Origin of the sequence: Pedobacter sp. N23S346, assembly GCF_048515415.1 — a bacterium.
Taxonomy (GTDB): domain Bacteria; phylum Bacteroidota; class Bacteroidia; order Sphingobacteriales; family Sphingobacteriaceae; genus Pedobacter.
Map to the genome: position 1 here is coordinate 14,003 of NZ_JBLYEE010000021.1, position 16,646 is coordinate 30,648.

At 33.5% G+C, this 16,646-nt stretch carries 24 protein-coding genes; 16 read left to right on the forward strand and 8 right to left on the reverse strand.

The genetic code is table 11. The features are described from left to right. Nucleotides 1-11: 11 nt before the first annotated feature. The 3 genes from ACN1CD_RS22700 to pyrE all read right to left on the reverse strand — a co-directional run bounded on the left by ACN1CD_RS22700 (nucleotide 12) and on the right by pyrE (nucleotide 3,917). Nucleotides 12-2,678 carry a family 78 glycoside hydrolase catalytic domain gene (locus tag ACN1CD_RS22700; RefSeq protein ID WP_419132709.1) on the reverse strand — a complete coding sequence of 889 codons (2,667 nt, stop codon included), beginning with the start codon at nucleotides 2,676-2,678 and terminating at the stop codon, nucleotides 12-14. A 145-nt stretch (nucleotides 2,679-2,823) separates the two neighbouring features. After that, nucleotides 2,824-3,219, reverse strand: a complete 396-nt coding sequence (locus ACN1CD_RS22705) for an SRPBCC family protein (RefSeq protein ID WP_419132710.1) — start codon at nucleotides 3,217-3,219, stop codon at nucleotides 2,824-2,826. 47 nt (nucleotides 3,220-3,266) lie between these two features. Further along, nucleotides 3,267-3,917 carry an orotate phosphoribosyltransferase gene (gene pyrE / locus ACN1CD_RS22710; RefSeq protein ID WP_419132711.1) on the reverse strand — a complete coding sequence of 217 codons (651 nt, stop codon included), beginning with the start codon at nucleotides 3,915-3,917 and terminating at the stop codon, nucleotides 3,267-3,269. 108 nt (nucleotides 3,918-4,025) lie between these two features. On the opposite strand from pyrE, the gene ACN1CD_RS22715 reads away from it, so the two are divergent. After that, nucleotides 4,026-5,411, forward strand: a complete 1,386-nt coding sequence (locus ACN1CD_RS22715; protein ID WP_419132712.1) for a tyrosine-type recombinase/integrase — start codon at nucleotides 4,026-4,028, stop codon at nucleotides 5,409-5,411. On the opposite strand, the gene ACN1CD_RS22720 is transcribed toward ACN1CD_RS22715, so the two are convergent. From ACN1CD_RS22720 to ACN1CD_RS22730, 3 genes are all read right to left on the reverse strand, one after another. Further along, on the reverse strand, nucleotides 5,404-5,703 hold the full coding sequence (locus tag ACN1CD_RS22720) for a hypothetical protein (RefSeq protein ID WP_419132713.1): 300 nt from the start codon (nucleotides 5,701-5,703) through the stop codon (nucleotides 5,404-5,406). The genes ACN1CD_RS22715 and ACN1CD_RS22720 overlap by 8 nt on opposite strands. A 1-nt stretch (nucleotide 5,704) precedes the next feature. Continuing rightward, a complete protein-coding gene (locus ACN1CD_RS22725; protein ID WP_419132714.1) occupies nucleotides 5,705-5,875 on the reverse strand; it encodes a hypothetical protein in 171 nt (56 codons plus the stop codon). 174 nt (nucleotides 5,876-6,049) lie between these two features. Next, a complete protein-coding gene (locus ACN1CD_RS22730; RefSeq protein ID WP_419132715.1) occupies nucleotides 6,050-6,565 on the reverse strand; it encodes a hypothetical protein in 516 nt (171 codons plus the stop codon). Nucleotides 6,566-7,212: 647 nt separating this feature from the next. Here ACN1CD_RS22730 and ACN1CD_RS22735 point away from each other — a divergent pair. Further along, the gene (locus ACN1CD_RS22735; protein ID WP_419132716.1) at nucleotides 7,213-8,079 is read left to right on the forward strand and encodes a hypothetical protein; all 867 of its coding nucleotides are present in this window, start codon (nucleotides 7,213-7,215) and stop codon (nucleotides 8,077-8,079) included. Nucleotides 8,080-8,301: 222 nt separating this feature from the next. Here the strand turns inward: ACN1CD_RS22735 and ACN1CD_RS22740 are convergent, their stop codons facing one another. After that, nucleotides 8,302-8,565: a helix-turn-helix domain-containing protein gene (locus tag ACN1CD_RS22740; protein ID WP_419132717.1), complete on the reverse strand. Its 264-nt coding sequence runs from the start codon at nucleotides 8,563-8,565 to the stop codon at nucleotides 8,302-8,304. Nucleotides 8,566-8,623: 58 nt separating this feature from the next. Here ACN1CD_RS22740 and ACN1CD_RS22745 point away from each other — a divergent pair, with 58 nt between their 5' ends. The 12 genes from ACN1CD_RS22745 to ACN1CD_RS22800 all read left to right on the forward strand — a co-directional run bounded on the left by ACN1CD_RS22745 (nucleotide 8,624) and on the right by ACN1CD_RS22800 (nucleotide 14,005). Then, on the forward strand, nucleotides 8,624-8,863 hold the full coding sequence (locus tag ACN1CD_RS22745; RefSeq protein ID WP_419132718.1) for a hypothetical protein: 240 nt from the start codon (nucleotides 8,624-8,626) through the stop codon (nucleotides 8,861-8,863). A 2-nt stretch (nucleotides 8,864-8,865) separates the two neighbouring features. After that, on the forward strand, nucleotides 8,866-9,147 hold the full coding sequence (locus ACN1CD_RS22750; RefSeq protein ID WP_419132719.1) for a hypothetical protein: 282 nt from the start codon (nucleotides 8,866-8,868) through the stop codon (nucleotides 9,145-9,147). Nucleotides 9,148-9,467: 320 nt separating this feature from the next. Further along, nucleotides 9,468-9,986, forward strand: a complete 519-nt coding sequence (locus tag ACN1CD_RS22755; RefSeq protein ID WP_419132720.1) for a hypothetical protein — start codon at nucleotides 9,468-9,470, stop codon at nucleotides 9,984-9,986. A gap of 77 nt (nucleotides 9,987-10,063) precedes the next feature. Beyond that, complete coding sequence (locus ACN1CD_RS22760; protein WP_419132721.1) at nucleotides 10,064-10,336, forward strand: hypothetical protein; 273 nt, start codon at nucleotides 10,064-10,066, stop codon at nucleotides 10,334-10,336. Continuing rightward, nucleotides 10,318-10,614, forward strand: a complete 297-nt coding sequence (locus tag ACN1CD_RS22765) for a hypothetical protein (protein ID WP_419132722.1) — start codon at nucleotides 10,318-10,320, stop codon at nucleotides 10,612-10,614. Before ACN1CD_RS22760 ends, ACN1CD_RS22765 begins: the two co-directional genes overlap by 19 nt. Before the next feature lie 178 nt (nucleotides 10,615-10,792). Next, nucleotides 10,793-11,017, forward strand: coding sequence for a hypothetical protein (locus ACN1CD_RS22770; RefSeq protein ID WP_419132723.1), 225 nt, complete (start codon nucleotides 10,793-10,795; stop codon nucleotides 11,015-11,017). A 2-nt stretch (nucleotides 11,018-11,019) separates the two neighbouring features. Next, the gene (locus ACN1CD_RS22775) at nucleotides 11,020-11,523 is read left to right on the forward strand and encodes a hypothetical protein (protein ID WP_419132724.1); all 504 of its coding nucleotides are present in this window, start codon (nucleotides 11,020-11,022) and stop codon (nucleotides 11,521-11,523) included. 238 nt (nucleotides 11,524-11,761) lie between these two features. After that, nucleotides 11,762-12,460, forward strand: coding sequence for a hypothetical protein (locus ACN1CD_RS22780; RefSeq protein WP_419132725.1), 699 nt, complete (start codon nucleotides 11,762-11,764; stop codon nucleotides 12,458-12,460). Further along, nucleotides 12,457-12,768, forward strand: a complete 312-nt coding sequence (locus ACN1CD_RS22785; protein ID WP_419132726.1) for a hypothetical protein — start codon at nucleotides 12,457-12,459, stop codon at nucleotides 12,766-12,768. The genes ACN1CD_RS22780 and ACN1CD_RS22785 overlap by 4 nt, the downstream gene beginning before the upstream one ends. Next, complete coding sequence (locus ACN1CD_RS22790; protein WP_419132727.1) at nucleotides 12,758-13,159, forward strand: hypothetical protein; 402 nt, start codon at nucleotides 12,758-12,760, stop codon at nucleotides 13,157-13,159. The genes ACN1CD_RS22785 and ACN1CD_RS22790 overlap by 11 nt, the downstream gene beginning before the upstream one ends. A gap of 64 nt (nucleotides 13,160-13,223) precedes the next feature. Then, on the forward strand, nucleotides 13,224-13,490 hold the full coding sequence (locus tag ACN1CD_RS22795) for a hypothetical protein (RefSeq protein ID WP_419132728.1): 267 nt from the start codon (nucleotides 13,224-13,226) through the stop codon (nucleotides 13,488-13,490). 14 nt (nucleotides 13,491-13,504) lie between these two features. Then, nucleotides 13,505-14,005, forward strand: a complete 501-nt coding sequence (locus ACN1CD_RS22800) for a hypothetical protein (protein ID WP_419132729.1) — start codon at nucleotides 13,505-13,507, stop codon at nucleotides 14,003-14,005. Nucleotides 14,006-14,009: 4 nt separating this feature from the next. On the opposite strand, the gene ACN1CD_RS22805 is transcribed toward ACN1CD_RS22800, so the two are convergent. Next, nucleotides 14,010-14,627: a hypothetical protein gene (locus ACN1CD_RS22805; RefSeq protein ID WP_419132730.1), complete on the reverse strand. Its 618-nt coding sequence runs from the start codon at nucleotides 14,625-14,627 to the stop codon at nucleotides 14,010-14,012. A gap of 491 nt (nucleotides 14,628-15,118) precedes the next feature. On the opposite strand from ACN1CD_RS22805, the gene ACN1CD_RS22810 reads away from it, so the two are divergent. Further along, entirely contained in the window at nucleotides 15,119-15,421 is a 303-nt protein-coding gene (locus ACN1CD_RS22810; RefSeq protein ID WP_419132731.1) for a hypothetical protein, read from the forward strand. Further along, the gene (locus ACN1CD_RS22815; protein ID WP_419132732.1) at nucleotides 15,421-16,632 is read left to right on the forward strand and encodes a terminase large subunit domain-containing protein; all 1,212 of its coding nucleotides are present in this window, start codon (nucleotides 15,421-15,423) and stop codon (nucleotides 16,630-16,632) included. Before ACN1CD_RS22810 ends, ACN1CD_RS22815 begins: the two co-directional genes overlap by 1 nt. The last annotated feature ends 14 nt before the right edge of the window (nucleotides 16,633-16,646 follow it).

Below are 16,646 nucleotides of genomic sequence, written 5' to 3' on the forward strand. Positions count from 1 at the left end.
CGAGATCAATATCATCTGGCTTTCTTTTCAATTACATATTTGCCGGAGGTTAATTCAATTGTCTGGCTCTTAACTAACTTCCCGTTGAGATAAGTATCTGCATCAGGTTGTGGCGGAACATTGAATGAAGCAGTAGAGTTTGCCGGTATCGTAATATCGTATCTGATATCTTTATCAATCTTTTTCCAGGCACTAACAATTTTCCCATAAGGGCTGATATGACTGGCTTCGAATGAATCTAACCCTTCCATAATATGCGGATCTAAGATGATATGTTTAAAGCCGGGTTGCTGTTCATCTGGCTTGATGCCGCCAGGAGATTTGTACAACCAAGCGCCAATTTCGCCAAACATGATGTGGTTCATCGAAATATCAGATTTTGCATCAATCGGCCAGTTCTCGTATAAGGTAGTGGCGCCGTTTTCCATCCACCAACCCCAACTTGGATAGGTTTTTTGAGCAGCAATTTTGTAGGCAATATTACTATAACCGTTTTCGCTTAAAGCATTTAATATGGCTTTTGTACCCAATAACCCCACGTCTAAATGGAAACCATCAGCTTCCACTCGTTTGGCCAGATTTCCGGCAACTAAGGCCATTGATTCTTCTGGCACGATTTTCCAATAAAGTGGAACGCTCATTTCAGTCTGTACCCCAGATGCATAAATTCCTTTTTCCTTATTTAAATATTTGGCATTAAAAGCATCTTTGATTTTTTTTGCCAAAGCAATGTACTTTTCATAATCATCGTTTTTGCCTAAAACTTTAGCAGCTTTGGCTAAGATAATCGCATCGGCATAGTAATAGCAGGTGGATGTTAACTCTACAGGAGATTTAGATTTTACCGGAATCCAATCACCCAAACCCCAGCTTGTTAATCCGGTAGGGTAAGTTTCATCAATATGATTTACATATTTTCTGATGCTTTCATAGCAGTCGGCTAATAATTTCTTGTCTCCATAAAACAAATAAATATTCCATGGGATAATGGCAATGGTACTGGTCCAATCCGGGCCATTTCCCCATTCATAACCCCAGCCATCAGTAGGGATGATAGATGGAAGGACGCCATTGGGTTGTTGCTCATCTCGGTGATCAGCTAGCCATTTTTCGTAAATGGTAATCCCATCAAAACCATAAAGCCCGGTTTCGATCGCGATTTGTGCATCGCCCGTCCAGCCATTTTTCTCCCTCTGCGGACAATCAGTAGGATAACCAAAAAGATTGGATAAATAGGAGTTATTGGTGGCGGAATATATTTTATTGATGATGGCCTCGGAGGATTTTACCTCACCGGAAACCGGCACATCACTGTGCATAAAATAACCGACCAGATCTTCCTTTTTAAGGTTAATAGGCGTAGATGTGGTTACTTCTACATATTGAAAGCCTTTGTAATTGAAATGCGGCATAAAACTTTGTACGCCTTTTCCGTTGAGGACTAAAATATCAGTTTGAAACGGATCTGTGTTGTCTGTAGGGCGATAATGTGCATCTATATTAGAAATGTCTAATCTTCCATTGGGATATAAACGTTCGCCATGTTTTAATTTAATGATAGCTCCGGCACGTCCATTGATCGTTATTTTACTCACGCCGGAAATATTTCTTCCTAAATCAAAAAGGTAAGTGGTGTCATTAATTTTCTTTATCATTTTAGTGGCAATTTCTTCCACGTTGCGAATGGGATGGAGGGCTTGTGCTATAATATTTTTTGAAGGAGCGGTTCGATATATTACATCTTTCCAATCTTTGTCATCGAAGTTTGCGGTGTTCCATCCGGGTTTTTCCATTCTGGCATCATAATGTTCGGCGGTGTAGATACTGTTAAAAACAATCGGACTCAAAGCTGTTTTCCAGTCCTTGCCTGATTTGATCGTTTCTAATGATCCATCCTCGTAAGTGATTCTTACATCAAGACAGAAAGTCGGCCTGTTGCGCCAGGGTGCCCGGTCGAAATCCCAAACGGCGGTAGATTGATGATTGTACCAGCCGTTGCCTAAAAGCACACCAATAGCATTTTTACCCTGATTAATTTCATTGGTTACATCATATGTTACATACAGCGTTCTTCTGTCAAAACGGGTGTACATCGGGTCCATACGGTGGTTGCCGATTTTCTTTCCATTGATTGATAATTCATATAAACCAGCAGCGGCAATATATGCTCTGGCCGACTTCACCTTTTTTAAGGGACTAAAAGTTTTTCTGAAGTAGGGGGCAGGTTTAAGCTTTACGTTTTCATTATCCGATATCCATGCGCCTTGCCAGTTGCTCATGCTCATCATGCCCATCTCAAAGCTTGCTATTTTACCGAAAGTTTTCTGGCTACCATTGGTTACGTCTACCCTCCAGAAATATTTAGTAAAAGGTTTTAGTGACTGCCCGGAATAAATTACCAAATTGAGATCTGATTTGATCCAACCCGTATTCCATTTATTTGCTTTTCCTTTTGTTAAGATGGATGAATCAACATCTACTAAAATTCGATACTTCGTTTGCTTTGCATCCTGGCTATTATCATTCATTTGCCAGGTAAAACGGGGTTGAGGGTTATCTAAACCGATTGGTTGAGTAAGGTATTCTGTTTTTAAAGCTGTTAGTGATTGTGCTTTGGCATTTGAAATAAGGAAAATAGATGGGAGTAGTGTTAATATTTTAAGGAAATTGAATCTCATAGTTTAGGGCTTATCCAAAACTAAGGTATTAAAAAAATATATAGATAAACACCACCTGAAATTTCTTTGCATAAAAAAAGCGAAGAAAAATCTTCGCTATATCTTAATCGATTGCTAATTTGATTGCAGCATCGAGAAATCTGAACTATCCTAAAATTTGCTGTAACCGTTCCGTCTGGTGATCAACTAATTTTTGCAGGGGACCTGAAGCCAACATCTTCATCATCATATTTAGATCTGCAGAGATGATGAGTTTTGCAATTGTTCCTTCACCATTTTCGGCAACAGTCCATTTTAATTCAATTTCGAAAGGTGCTTTTTCTATTGGTGTGGCCGTTAATTCCTGATTTTCAACACGGTTGGTGATCGCAATTGCTAATTTAGCCATGTTTTGAATGGTAAAACGTGCTTCATCTTCGGTAGATTCCCAATTGTATATATTTTCGGGCATTAATCTTTGATGATTGTTCATATTAGAAAGAAAAGTATAAACCTCGGTAACGGGTTTATTCACTTCTACAGCGCTTTCAATAATTGTCATTATTTTTATTTAAATGGTTTAGGTAATTGGTGTGAAAATCAGTGATTTTAATTAGAATTTTGACCCCACTCTGATGGGTTTAAGCGCCATTTGCTTAGTAATTCCATATCATTTTTGGCAATGATACTGTGTTCAGCAGCATAATCAATTAATGCACCATAGCTGGATAAAGTTAAGTATCGGCATTTTGCTGCTGTAAAGTTTTCATCAGCTTTTTCAAATCCGTAAGTGAAAATTGCAGCCAGGCCAGCAACTGATAGTCCAGCAGATCTTAAGGCCTCAACAGCTTGCAAGCTGCTTTTGCCTGTAGAAATTAGATCTTCGATTACCACCACACGTTGCCCTTCTACCACTTCACCTTCAATTAAACTTCCAGTTCCATGCTCTTTTGCTTTCGCTCTTACATAAATAAAAGGGAGACCAAGTTCTTGAGCAACCAGTACACCTTGAGGAATTCCGGCAGTTGCAACTCCAGCAATAACATCAACTGAACCAAACTCTTCCTGAATTGCTTGTGCAAGCTTTTGACGGATGTAAGTTCTAACCTGAGGATGGGAAAGGGTAATTCGGTTATCGCAATAAATTGGCGACTTCCAACCAGATGCCCAAGTAAAAGGATTATTAGGTTGTAATTTAATTGCCTTTATTTGTAATAAAAATTCCGCTACCTTTAATTCAATATCACTTTTATTATACATGGCCCAAAATTACAGAATTTTTTATCTTTGTCATTATCATACTTTAAGTCCACTTTTTTAGTGGTGTGTAGAAAATTGTAGAAAAATTCCTTGTTTAAAATTTAATTAATGTCTCAAATATCGCAAATTTTAGTTGATGGTGAAAGCTATATTTTACCATCTGTTAGTAATCAACACTTTAAATCAGCAGCAGTTTTAAAAACGCCAAATAAAGGTGATTGGTACATTTATTACTCAATTTGGGATTTTAAGGTTGGTAAATGGAAACCTGTTAAATTCTATACAAAGCAGCTCAATAACTCAATTGCGTTGAAGCTACCTATTAAAAAAAGAATACTAATTGGTGAGACAATTTTATCAGCCTGTAATGAGGATTTAAACAATGGTATAGACCCTAAGACTACTTTGGCAATTGCACCTTTTAGCAAGGTTACACTAAAAGATGTACTTGAAGATGCACAAGATTCATCAAATATTCCCAGACTAAATGAGGCTATTGAAATCTTTATTGCTACTAAGAGTGATAAATTAGGTGGTAAAATTGCAGCGGAAAATAAAGAAAATACTACCATCACTTATAAATATTTTTTCAAAGCATTTCAAGATTTTTGTGTTCGGTCAAAAATTGATAACTATAAGGTTAATCGATATACTAAGCAACACGTGTTTGAATTTATGCAAGAGTATTTAAATGCGGGAATATGGGGCGCTAGTACATATAACAGTAATTTAGGCTTCATCAAATCGTTCTTCAACTTTTTTGCTAAGAGATATGACTTTACCCACTACATAGGTAATATTGAGGATGTCGAAGTGACAGAAGAATCCGAAAAGTTTGAACCGTTTAATGAGGCTGATATTAAGCGTGTCTTTGATTTTTTAACTAACCCACAAGTTATTACATATCCGCACTATACACGCATCTTAGAGCCTAACAATTTAATTAGAATAATTGCCGAAACAATCTTCTATTCATTTCTTAGACCTTCTGAAATAAGAAGAATAAAAATAAAGCATATAAAGCGATACAAGCAAGGTTATTTTGATTTGACATCAGACATTACCAAGAATAAGAAAGTGGCTTCACGCTTCAAAGAACTCTATATTGACCCAGTATTAGTTGCTGAATATTCTAACCTAAATTGGGAAGCTTATATTAACAACAAAGAATGTCAGGAGTATTATGTTTTTACAAAAAATCTTGTACCATCACCTGAAAAATCTACCAATTATCAATTCGGTAAAAAGTTCGCACGTGAATTAACTAAACTAGATAAGTCTGCCGAAACAGGTGATACAATTTTTGCTGATGCAAAATACTCTCTTTACTCCCTAAAGCATTCTGGAAACATCCAAGCATATAAAGCTGGTTGGACTATTGCACAATTACAATTACAAAACAGGCACTCATCCGAAGAGCAAACCGAAAATTATCTAAGGGAGTTGAAGCAGGAAATCAATCAACAACCAAGACCGCTTAGAGCAGCTATTTAAGTAGCTGGTTGGTTCTAAATTCCAATAAGATATCTTCTTTGGTTTGATTAGTTTTGACTTTATTAAGCTTGGTATTTAAAGCTTTCTTTAGTGGTTTAAAATCTTCTTTAACTTCATTCATGGTTGTTGTTAGTTCAGCAACCATTTTTATTACATCTGATTTTTCATGCAATAAATTGTTTTCAATTCGCAGCCTTTCAAGTTTTCTGAAAATTAAGTCTGGATTGGTTTTAATTTTGCGTTGAAGGAAATCATCTTCAAAAATGTTCCCAACTAGATAAGTTTTTTTCATTTTAATACAGTCTGGTTAAGTCAATTACTACTGGTTGATTAGCCTTTTCTATTTCATTTTCCAATTCAACCTTTGCAGTATGTAGCATAGCACACACTTCATAATTTTCATCTTGAATAAGTATTTTTAAGGCTAGTTCATAGGTTAGTAATAGCTTATCTTCAATTAACATAGTTGTTTGCTTGTATAGCTGCAAATGAGGTAATATGATGCTATAATTCCAAACATGAATAAGAATATTTTCTCTACTCCGTTGAATGGTAGATTGCGATGACAAATAAAAAGGGGCTACTATAGTTCACCCCCCTTATGTCTGCTTATATGTCTTTAAAAACTTACTTTAATTTTATTCAAAGTTATTCCTGTCTTTAAATTCCTTTATAGCCACTGCAAATTCATCCTTAATCAATTCATAAGCAACTTTATTTACAGGTGAGAATGATGAATCAACGGTAAAATCATATTCTAAATTCTGATGTACAACTTTTGCATAATCACCTTTTTCACTAATTATTGTAACTATATATTCGCCTGTAGCGGTCCTGTCAATAAAAAATGTTTCATTTGGTAATTTTAGATTTTTACCTAAAATTTCTAGATTCAACATCTGATTAAAAAATGGTTGAATCTTTTGTTTGATTTCATTATCAACCCAGTCTTTCAATGGTGTCATGTCTCTACCATCAACTGTATCTACACTAGAAATTATCTGTAAACCTTCTTTCTTTATTTTGAAATTATCTGTCAGATTAACGGTAAAACCCAAGTTGTCTGAATTTCTTTTAATGTCCTTGTTTTCCAAAAAAGTCTTATTGATAAATTCAATCACTAAGCTTTCAGTTTGTTTTTCTATACTTCTCATGAGATTTTAATTTAAATATGTTGGTGGTTTCCAACTTCGCCAAGTTGGGGAATTTATTCCATTCTCAAAAGATGTTTAAGTTAAAATACTTATACATAACTTGCCATCAATCCATCAAAAAGTTGAGAAGAACAATTCAATCTTCGTTCCTCGATTTCATAACTCACCCATAGTTTAAATAAAAATAATTAAGTAAAGAATAGATAAGTTAGTAAATCAAGAATAGATGTATAAGTATTTTACCAAATTCAAAATACTTACAGATATAGATACTCTTAATTGATTTTTTATATTAATCTATATTAAACTATATAATACTATATAATACTATAATATCTGTAAGTATTCTGCATAAGTATTTCGCTTAAGTATTCTGCTTAAGTATTTCAACTTAATAGACAAGTTATGTGTAAGTATTTTTACTTATCTAAGTTTTGAACTTGCAAAAAATCAATCGTGATATATCTTAGACTTAAACGAAAATAAATTTTTTCCAAAAGTGGTACTTTCCAAAGTTGGATGATATTTATAGAAAACAATTAGTTATCTGGTGCAGGTTCATTTCCAACATACCAACCTGTGCCAGATTTTGCCTTACTTGGAAATGAGGCGTTAAAAGGTAGGTTGGGGCAAAATGTAATAACAAATTGAAAACACAATTAATTAATGGTAAAACCACACTAGTCTTCAACACCCCTAAGTGTTTTGACTTCGATGCATTCGGTAAATTCGGATATACTAAGGCTAACAAAGCAAAATTAATCTTCTTGATACACCAAATCAACTATTGGTCGCAAAATGGAGGTGATTATAATCTTCATTATAAAGCACACTATGAGATGCTAGGATTAAGCCCAAATGACCTACAAAGCTTTCTAAGCATGTTAGTAAGCCAAAAGATAATTACTTTATCGAGTGCTTATAATAATGGTCAAAATGGAGGTGTAAAAAAATGTAACCACTATAAAATTATCAAACCATTTTCTTATCAGTTAAACGCTGAAAATGTAGATAAACATTTCTTCAACCTTGAAGATAAAAGATGTCCGCTATTCATTAAAAAATTCGTTGGTGATGATTTCAAAGTTTGTTGTACAGAATATTCAAATTCCGCAAAAGAATTAAAAACACTTAAATCATTAAAGCCACTGAAAAAGGTTTCCAAGTCATCAACACCAGATGAAAAGGATTTAATTATAGCGCAAATGGCAAAAGAAATTGAATTATTAAAGGCAGCATTGAAAGGATTGTCAAATAATACATCAGTAGCCCAAATTAAAGCGCCAGAAGTACCCAAAGTTGAAAGTAATACAAGTACATCAACCAAAGAAATAACAGCGGATAATGGTCATAAATTTATTTTAGAAAATGCAAATGAATATACTGATGAAATGATTCAACTGATTAAAGCTAAATACAGAAGAACATTGCCAATGATTCTTTGTGATGGTATCGCCTTTATAATTGAAAAAGATGTATTAAAAGAAAGAATTAAAGAACCAGAATTGAACTAACATGAAAATACTAGAAAAAAGAGAATTTCTTCAACCCCTTGAAATTATAACGGAGAGGGGAAAAAAGTTCAGGATGATGCACCCATACAAGTATCATCCTTTACTTATAGAAGAATTCAAAAAGCAATACAAAGGGCATCATTCGACAATAAAGATATTCTATGTCCGATTTATAATTTTGGGTAATGAGGTTCGTGAACTGCCATTCTCTAATAGACGGAACTAATCTATTAATACCGATGGTTTAACCTCTAAGGCTTTTGCAATTCTGGCTACCATTGTGATAGTGGTATTGATTAAACCCCTTTCAATTTTGCTAATAGTTGTGTAGTCAACATCGCAGCTCTCGGATAATTGAAGAAGCGTTAAACCCCTTTCTTTGCGCAACTGGCGAACAGCAGCACCGAAATTTTTGATAGTTGTATCATCCTTTGGGTTCATCAACCACAAAAGAATACAAATAATATCTGAAAAAATATGGTACATGCGCACATTATAAAGAAAATTATTTTATTTTTGTGCGATTAAATTAATTCTCAATAAAATGGAACAAAAACCAGATTTTACCCCAAAGGGGTGTTTAATACTATTTATTTTCTTTGGTACTATATTGGCAGGTCTAACCATCTACTTCAACAACTCAAATGATTGTGTCCGGACAATACCTGATGGTACTGTTAGATGTAAATGCGATATGCCTAGCAAACAAGCATGGGATGACTTTCTCGAAACTACTAAAGGTAGTTATGAAGGTGTGATAGTTGAAGGTAAGGAATGCGATTAAAAATGAAAAAGGTAATATTATCAATTACCCTGGCAACTATAATGTTGCTGGGTTGCAAAAAGCAAGAAACGATAGAGCCAGAGGTAAAGAATGAAAAATGTGGTAAAGTTACTAGATATGAAAAGGGTGATGCCTATATCACTTACCGATTGGTAGATGGTTACTATGTTTATTTTTCCAATGGTAAAAATGGCTTCATGCGAGATGCGGTCTATGAATCTTTAAAAGTTAAATATGAAATTGGTTCAACGCACTGCGACATCCCTGTATTCTTAGATTATTAGAATGTATACAATTACATCAATATATAGGAAGTGGAATCTTAGTAAGCACAAGATTGAGGCGTTATTGAACGCCCATAATGTAACACCAGTTAAAGAGAATGAGATGTTACTTACTTCAATGGTTTACCTTCAACGATACAATGTGATAGCCAAATATTATGATGAAGAAATCATTGAAGATATTTTCAAAGATATACCCATAAGGCAACTTTAACTTCTATTTGATTACTAGCCCTTTACTTAACTGTAAAGGGTTTTTTATGCACTAAAATGTGGATAACTTTTTTGGTCATATTTTTTGTAGCCTACTATTTATATATATGAAAGCAACAGAAGAATTAAATAAATGTGACCTATTTGACCAGATTGGAATTTCAATTTTGAATGGGTTAGTAAGTTTCGATACACAGACAAAGAACCCAGACAGATATGGTTGGTGGGATAACAGCGGTACTACAATCAGCAACCAAAAGATTTTAAATGAAATCAAATGCAATCATTCGAGCCAATTATATTTTGATACAACGGTGTTGACCAAAAAGGATTTCGACCAATTGGTGAATGGTACACCGGATGATGTAACACCGCTTTATTTCTCAATTACCAATCGATACACTTTCTGCTTCAATCTAAGGAAAATCGCAGCTGACCCATCAGTGTATGAAATCAAAACTAAGTATGCAGTCTCTACAAAATATGGTAACAATCCATACATGCGGGATGAAGTTTGGATATATTTTGATAGAAAGAAATGCAGGGATAAAGGTTACATGACTTTAATAAAAAAAGGTGGAAAAACATTTGGTTATGACATTGACAAATTACTAAGGGTGGGTTAACTTATGGGTATAGTTGGTTCAATGATAATTATTTCATCAATCATTTGGTGGATTATTACAGCAGAAAATGATTAAAAATGACAAGGCAAAAAATCAATAGATTCAATGAAAAGCTGGATGAAGTACACAGGATGATGACATCAAAGGGCTATGATAATGATAAATTAAATAAAGCCTTCTTAGTTTTCAATCTGAGCTCGTTAAGTGAAGAAAAAGATGCTTTTCAATTTATCATCAAATCATTAATTAGGATGAACGAGAATGCAGAAAATTATGAGATATGTCAATATCTGCAAGTAATGCAAAAAGATTTAAATAGAACGAGAACAACATGGAAACAAGCACGATAAATAATTTAGTTTTAAATATAAACACTGATTTACAGTGTATGGTTGATGAAGAATTTGTAAAGGGTTTTTTAGCTGATAAACCAATGGAATTAGGACTAATTCCTTTAGATGTACTTTCTGGTTATTTGACAATTGGTGATGAAAAATTTGGAGTAAGGGTGTTTACTAATCATGACAATACTAAAAACTTTATAAAAAGGATTCCAGCAGATTGGAAAGAAAAGGAAAAACTAGCAATGGATAAATATTTAGAAGATTTTAATAAGAATGGTAATTAATTCAATTCTCTAGACCTTATTTATTAATGATGCCTTAATAAAAACATTACAGGAAGCTAAGTAATTAGCGAAACTGGATAACAAGGTTATACCGCATTATCGGTATAATTAATTAAATGGTAAGGTGGGTGTTTTTGTTTATTCATCCACCAAAACCATTTCTAAATTCAAACACATTATGTTATTCAATAAAATGGCTAGTTGGTTAGGAAAGTTTTCAAACCAGTTGTTGGTATTATTAATAATTTTTGCCATTCTAAGTTCAATTTTTCCTGCTGTAAACTGGATAGAAAATGGATACTTTTTAATGCTTGGTGCTTTTGTAGTATTACCACCAAATGATAAGGCAACCAAAGAGCCTATAACATCTGATGACAAAGATGGATTCAATAAAAAACACTAATAATGCTATTTAACATTGATAGTCTTTTAGACTTAGACAGAAAGTCTGATGGTTCGGTTATATCTGCTCAACAGATTTTAACTTATGATGAAATTTTAAAAGTACATATATCTAGACAAATGCATGGTGTAAGTGATTCCACTATTAGCAGTTCGAGAGATATTAAAATTTTGCAAGTAAAAGAAAATTTCTTAGCAAATATTATATTGAAATATTTCGGGAAATCTAGCGATGTGAATATAATCCTCACTGAATTCTTATTCAGACATCTGATTGACAGGGTTGAAAGTAATTGGACAATATCTAATTCAGACAGACAAATTGAGGTAAACGTTTCATTTGACTTGGCAAAATTAAATAGCTACTTAATTGACACTTTTGGAAGTTGCCCAGGAATTTCAAAGTATGATGAGCCACTTAAAGATGATGAGTTTTATGATAATTCAAAGTCATCAAATTGTATCAAGGCATTAATACTAATTGGAAAATCTCAAAATGCTAATTAATGCAATCCTGTTAGCCTTATTCATCAACTGGTTACTGATGAATCCCGTTTATCTATGGATGGTCGCAAAACTTCCAACCAAACCTGCAAAGTGTATTTACTGCTTGACCTTTTGGACAGGGTTAATAATCGCAGGAATACAACAAGATTACCATCAATTGGTATTAGCAGTCACAGCACCAGTTATAGCTGTTGTGATTGATAGGGTGCTTAAGGCACTCCCGACACCATTAAATTAATTGAAATTCAATACCGATTTAGCTGGATTAAAAAATAAGGTGTTAACCGAGTTCTATAATACTGGCAGAGTAGATAGATACTACTTCAAAAAACAATCCAACAATAAAGCAAATCCACTTAAGCATTACATCAGCAACTGGTTGAAAGTCTATGGTATTTTCGATACACAACACCATTACATAGATGATTTCTATCAAATGCTGTTTGTAGAGCTGTGGCGCATGGATGATGAGAAGTTCGCTGATAAATTCTTCAAAGAGGGTAAAGATTTAAACATAGTAAAGCTATGTGGTTATGCCTGTACCATCATCAAATTAAAAGGGTTTTATCGCCTTACCAAGTTAGTTAATGGTGAAGAAAGAATTTATCCGAAGCATTCATTGATGACTTACATATTGCATGGCTCTGCTTTGGCTCATGATGCATTGAGTATATCTCCAACTGAGAAAGAATTAGATGAAGATGATAAAGACCAGGCTAATGAAATGGTACTATACCAGCAGGAAGATGAAGATACTTTTTTTGACCAATACAATTTTACTGTTGAAGACATTCTCGAGCGGCTAACACCCGATGAAAAGCAAACCTTCTATGAAATGATAGGTACTCAACCGAAAGGAAAAAGAAGTAAAGAAACGCTATTAAAGAGAGAATTACTCTCAAAAAAAATTAAAGAATTAAAAGAAAAACTAAGATGACAGAACAAGAACTATATAATTTATTAAAACCACTATCAAGCAAATTCGAGGCTTATAAAAATAAACAATTACATGCTGTATCAGCGGATGTTGTTGAGCAGATGAAGCCAGCATACACTGCTATAAATCAATTATACATTGGAGCATTACCAAGATTATTTAATGCATCATGCAGTAGCTGTGTAGCTGATGCTTTCAAACAGATGGTGCTAGTGTGGGATAGATTGGCAAAAGTTTATTCAATATCAGAGCTTGAAGAACCTATCAAGCCATTGAAAAAGAAAGGAGTTAAAAAAGATGGAAAGTAAGAATTTCAAACAGCAGTTGAGAGAATCAAAGGTTAAAGCAAATATGAGCGAGAATAACGGGATGTACAACTATATTTCAGTTGAAGATTATATAAAGCAAAGAGAAGCTGATATAATTTATTTGGAGATGTTTTTAAGGTCGGTTAACGCCAAATTAAATAATGAATTATTTGTAACTAATGCCAGACCAGAAATTATTGCCAATGAAAAAAGAAAAAAAGCTGATGCAGAAGCAAAGATTGAAATAAATAAAAAAGTATTAAGAGAATTGAGAGATGCAGAAGCTAAACCTACTGTTGGATTGTTTTTAAAAGCATTATGTTTTGGTTTATTAATATATGCCTTTGCTCCAATCAAAACATTAATTAAAATATTGGGAGAAGAAATTTAACGAGGTTACCTATTGTTTGTTTTACCCCTGCTCTAAATGGTAGGGGTTTTTGTATTTTAGCAGTATGATAAATGCAAACGACATTGAAAAACTTAAGCAATTATTGCAACGTGCAAATGAATTATCTGACCAAGATTTATACCCAGCAAAAAGGGTTTTAGATGAGGTATTAGAAGTGAGCAAGCGCAACCCAGAGATAAATTTCAGCGGTGAATATGATAGCTTACTTTCCCAATTTGAAGAAGGTGAAAAGAAAATCAGTAAATGGAATTTGGCGAAAGAGAATCTAACAGAACAGATTGAAACTATTTTATTTAGATTTGATAGATAAAATACATTAACGCAATGCCAAACCTTTCACCACTATTATTTGATAGGGCTTTGAACTTCTTGTACAACAGAACTACTAAAATTCATCACAAATATGTTGTCAGCAATATCAAAGATAATTCAGCCAGATTGGTGATTGAATCTTTGGTACATGATGGATTAATTAAAGTTGATAGCACAGACTACTACACAATTACTCAATTCGGAAGAAGTGTTGTTGATGGTGGAGGCTATCGGAATTTTTCGGACTTTAAAGCTTATGATGAACCACAAGTAATTCCTTATGATACAATGAGAGATATTTCTCAATTTGTTAAAGCTAATGAAAGAAAAGCGGGTGACCCAATCTTGTTATCAGATACTAATCCAAAGAAAAGTAGAGCTAGAAAAATACTAGATTTCTTCGCACACCCTGATACTAAAACAGTTCTTCAAACTATGGTTTGGATGATAACCATTTTTGGTGCAGTATTAGCAGTTGTGAAATGGGTAATTCCTTGGGTTAAAAGTTTTTAGTTAGCTACTTACCATTTAAGATATCCCAACTCTTTCCAATGATAAAGTTTATTATGTTTAAACTCAATTCTTCTAAATCATCAATGTCTTTCTTTGAGAAAATTAGTTCCCTATTTTTATTCTGAAATTTATTAAAGTAAACTACTTCATCCCCATCATTGTTAATCCTTCTAGTTTGTCTTAAACTCATACTATCTGGGGTAAATGTATAGTCATTAGTCATGTAAGCATGTGCAAGAATGTTTCTCTTTTCTATTAAATGATTCAAATCTTTATGTAAGTCAGGAGCTTTTTTTTCTTCCTTTCTCGTGGTTATATATGAATTATACCAATCAAGATGTTCACTTTTCGCAATTGAAACAAAAACCTGAATTTTGCTATCAAGATTCATCCTGTTATCACCTAATATTAAAAAATGAAGCTGAAATTGTTTCTTTTCCGTTTCTGCAAAATATCTACAAATAAAAATTTCAATTACTTTTTCTACATCGATTACCTTATTTAAAATTCTACCACGATAATTAATACCATTATCGTTTCTTCTTTCTGTGAGCGTTTTCTTTTCCATAGTGCTAATATCACTATAAAAATTTTCTAAAAGTTTCTTTTTTGATTCTACCATTCGAGAAGTATTCTCGTTCAACTGGCTTATTCCTCATTATGATATAATAAATACATATTGCGACTATAATGGCGAAACCCCACATGCCAGTATTAGATAGCACACCAAATCCAAATACCTTTAAATTTACAATTTCTAAAATCTTCTTTCCCATATAGTAAATAGTATGTACTTGCGAAACATTAATTCAAAAATCAGCATTTCCATTCTCAAAATATCACCGAAGTATAACCGAATTATAGACGGTAGAACTATAAATTCAATTTAAAGCGGATTGATGATAACAATCTAACAGCAAAGTTTTTATATTCATTTGCAATCGCATAATGTCGATTGTTTTACTGATTCAAAAATAGCCAATTGGAATCTTATATTAATGGGAATACTAGTTCCTATCTAGGCTTAGTAAGTAGCCTAATATTAAGTATAGATTTTTACCCTAGTAACTATCCTGTTACCATAATATTTATTCTAAAACAGAATGAAATAGAATGGCAAAAGCAAAAGGAACTCCAAAAACAGGCGGAAGAACAAAGGGTACAATAAATAAAAAAACAGCAGCAATCAGGGCATCTTTAGAGCTGGTGATGAATGCGTTGGAAGATAACATCTTAGATGACCTCGAGAAGGTTAACCCATCAAGAAGACTTCAACTGTACACTGATTTGATGAACTATATCAAACCAAAACTTTCATCAACTAAAAATGAAAACGATACTAAATTAAGTGGTGGGTTCGATGTGAATATCTCATTTGATTTGGATAACCTAAAGAATGATAGTGATGCGGAATAGTGAGAGAGCAAATAAATTTAAGGTTACCACAACCCCATAAAGGGCAAAGGGAAGTATTAAAGGCACTTGAAACCAAAAGGTACATAACGCTTTGTAATGGCAGAAGATGGGGCAAATCACTCCTTTGCCAGATAATTTCAATCATGTATATTTTCCAAGGAAAGAATGTTGGTTACATAACACCAACCTATAATCTTGGTAAAAAGTTCTTTGATGAGGTATTAAAGTACATCCCAGAGCAAACTGTAAAAAAAGCAAACATCAGTGATTTAACCATTGAATTATTAAATGGTGGTAAGATAGAATTCTTTACAGGTGAAAAGCTCAATAATTTGAGGGGTTCGAAGTTTCATTTAATTATAGTAGATGAGGCTGCATATATTGATGATTTAAAGGATGGTTGGGAAGGTGCAATATCTAATACCTTGATTGATTATGCACCGCACTCTAAAGCAATATTTGTAAGCACTCCCAGAGGTAAGGACTACTTCTTTGCTCTAACAAAGACCGAACATCCCGATTGGCAAAACTTCCATTTTTCAAGTTATGATAATCCACACCTATCTAAAGCTGAATTGGATGGGAAGAAATTAACACAACCAGAAGCAAGATTTAATCAAGAAATATTAGCAATAGCAGGTGAAAACAATGCTGCTGTAGTATCTCTAAACTACATTGAAGCAAATACTATAAAGCAACTTTCAACTAAGCCAACAGTGGTATATGGTGTTGATGTTGCCAAGTACACCGATTGGACTGTAATAACTGGTTTAGATGAAAATGGTGTGATGAGTTACTTCGATAGATTTCAGACTCCAAATGAAGTTACCAAACAAAAGATAAAAGCATTACCATCATCAATACTAAAGGTGATAGATAGTACACATGGTTCACTTGGTGATGGGATTTATGAAAGCTTAATTAATGATGGTGTTCAAAATCTTCAAGGGTTTGAATTTACAGGTGTATCTAAACCAAAGCTGATTATGGAAATGGTACTAGCTATTGAAAAGGGAGAATTAAAATTCAATGAAAAAACCGCTGATGAATTGTCAACATTTGAATATACCTATTCTTCAACTGGTCATATTAAATATAGTGCTATCAATGGTTGTCACGATGATTGCGTTGCTGCCATTGCAATAGCAAATAAATACAAAAATACAGCTAAGACCAATAGCAACTTCATCAACACATTTGGATTTATCTAATCAATAATATTTAT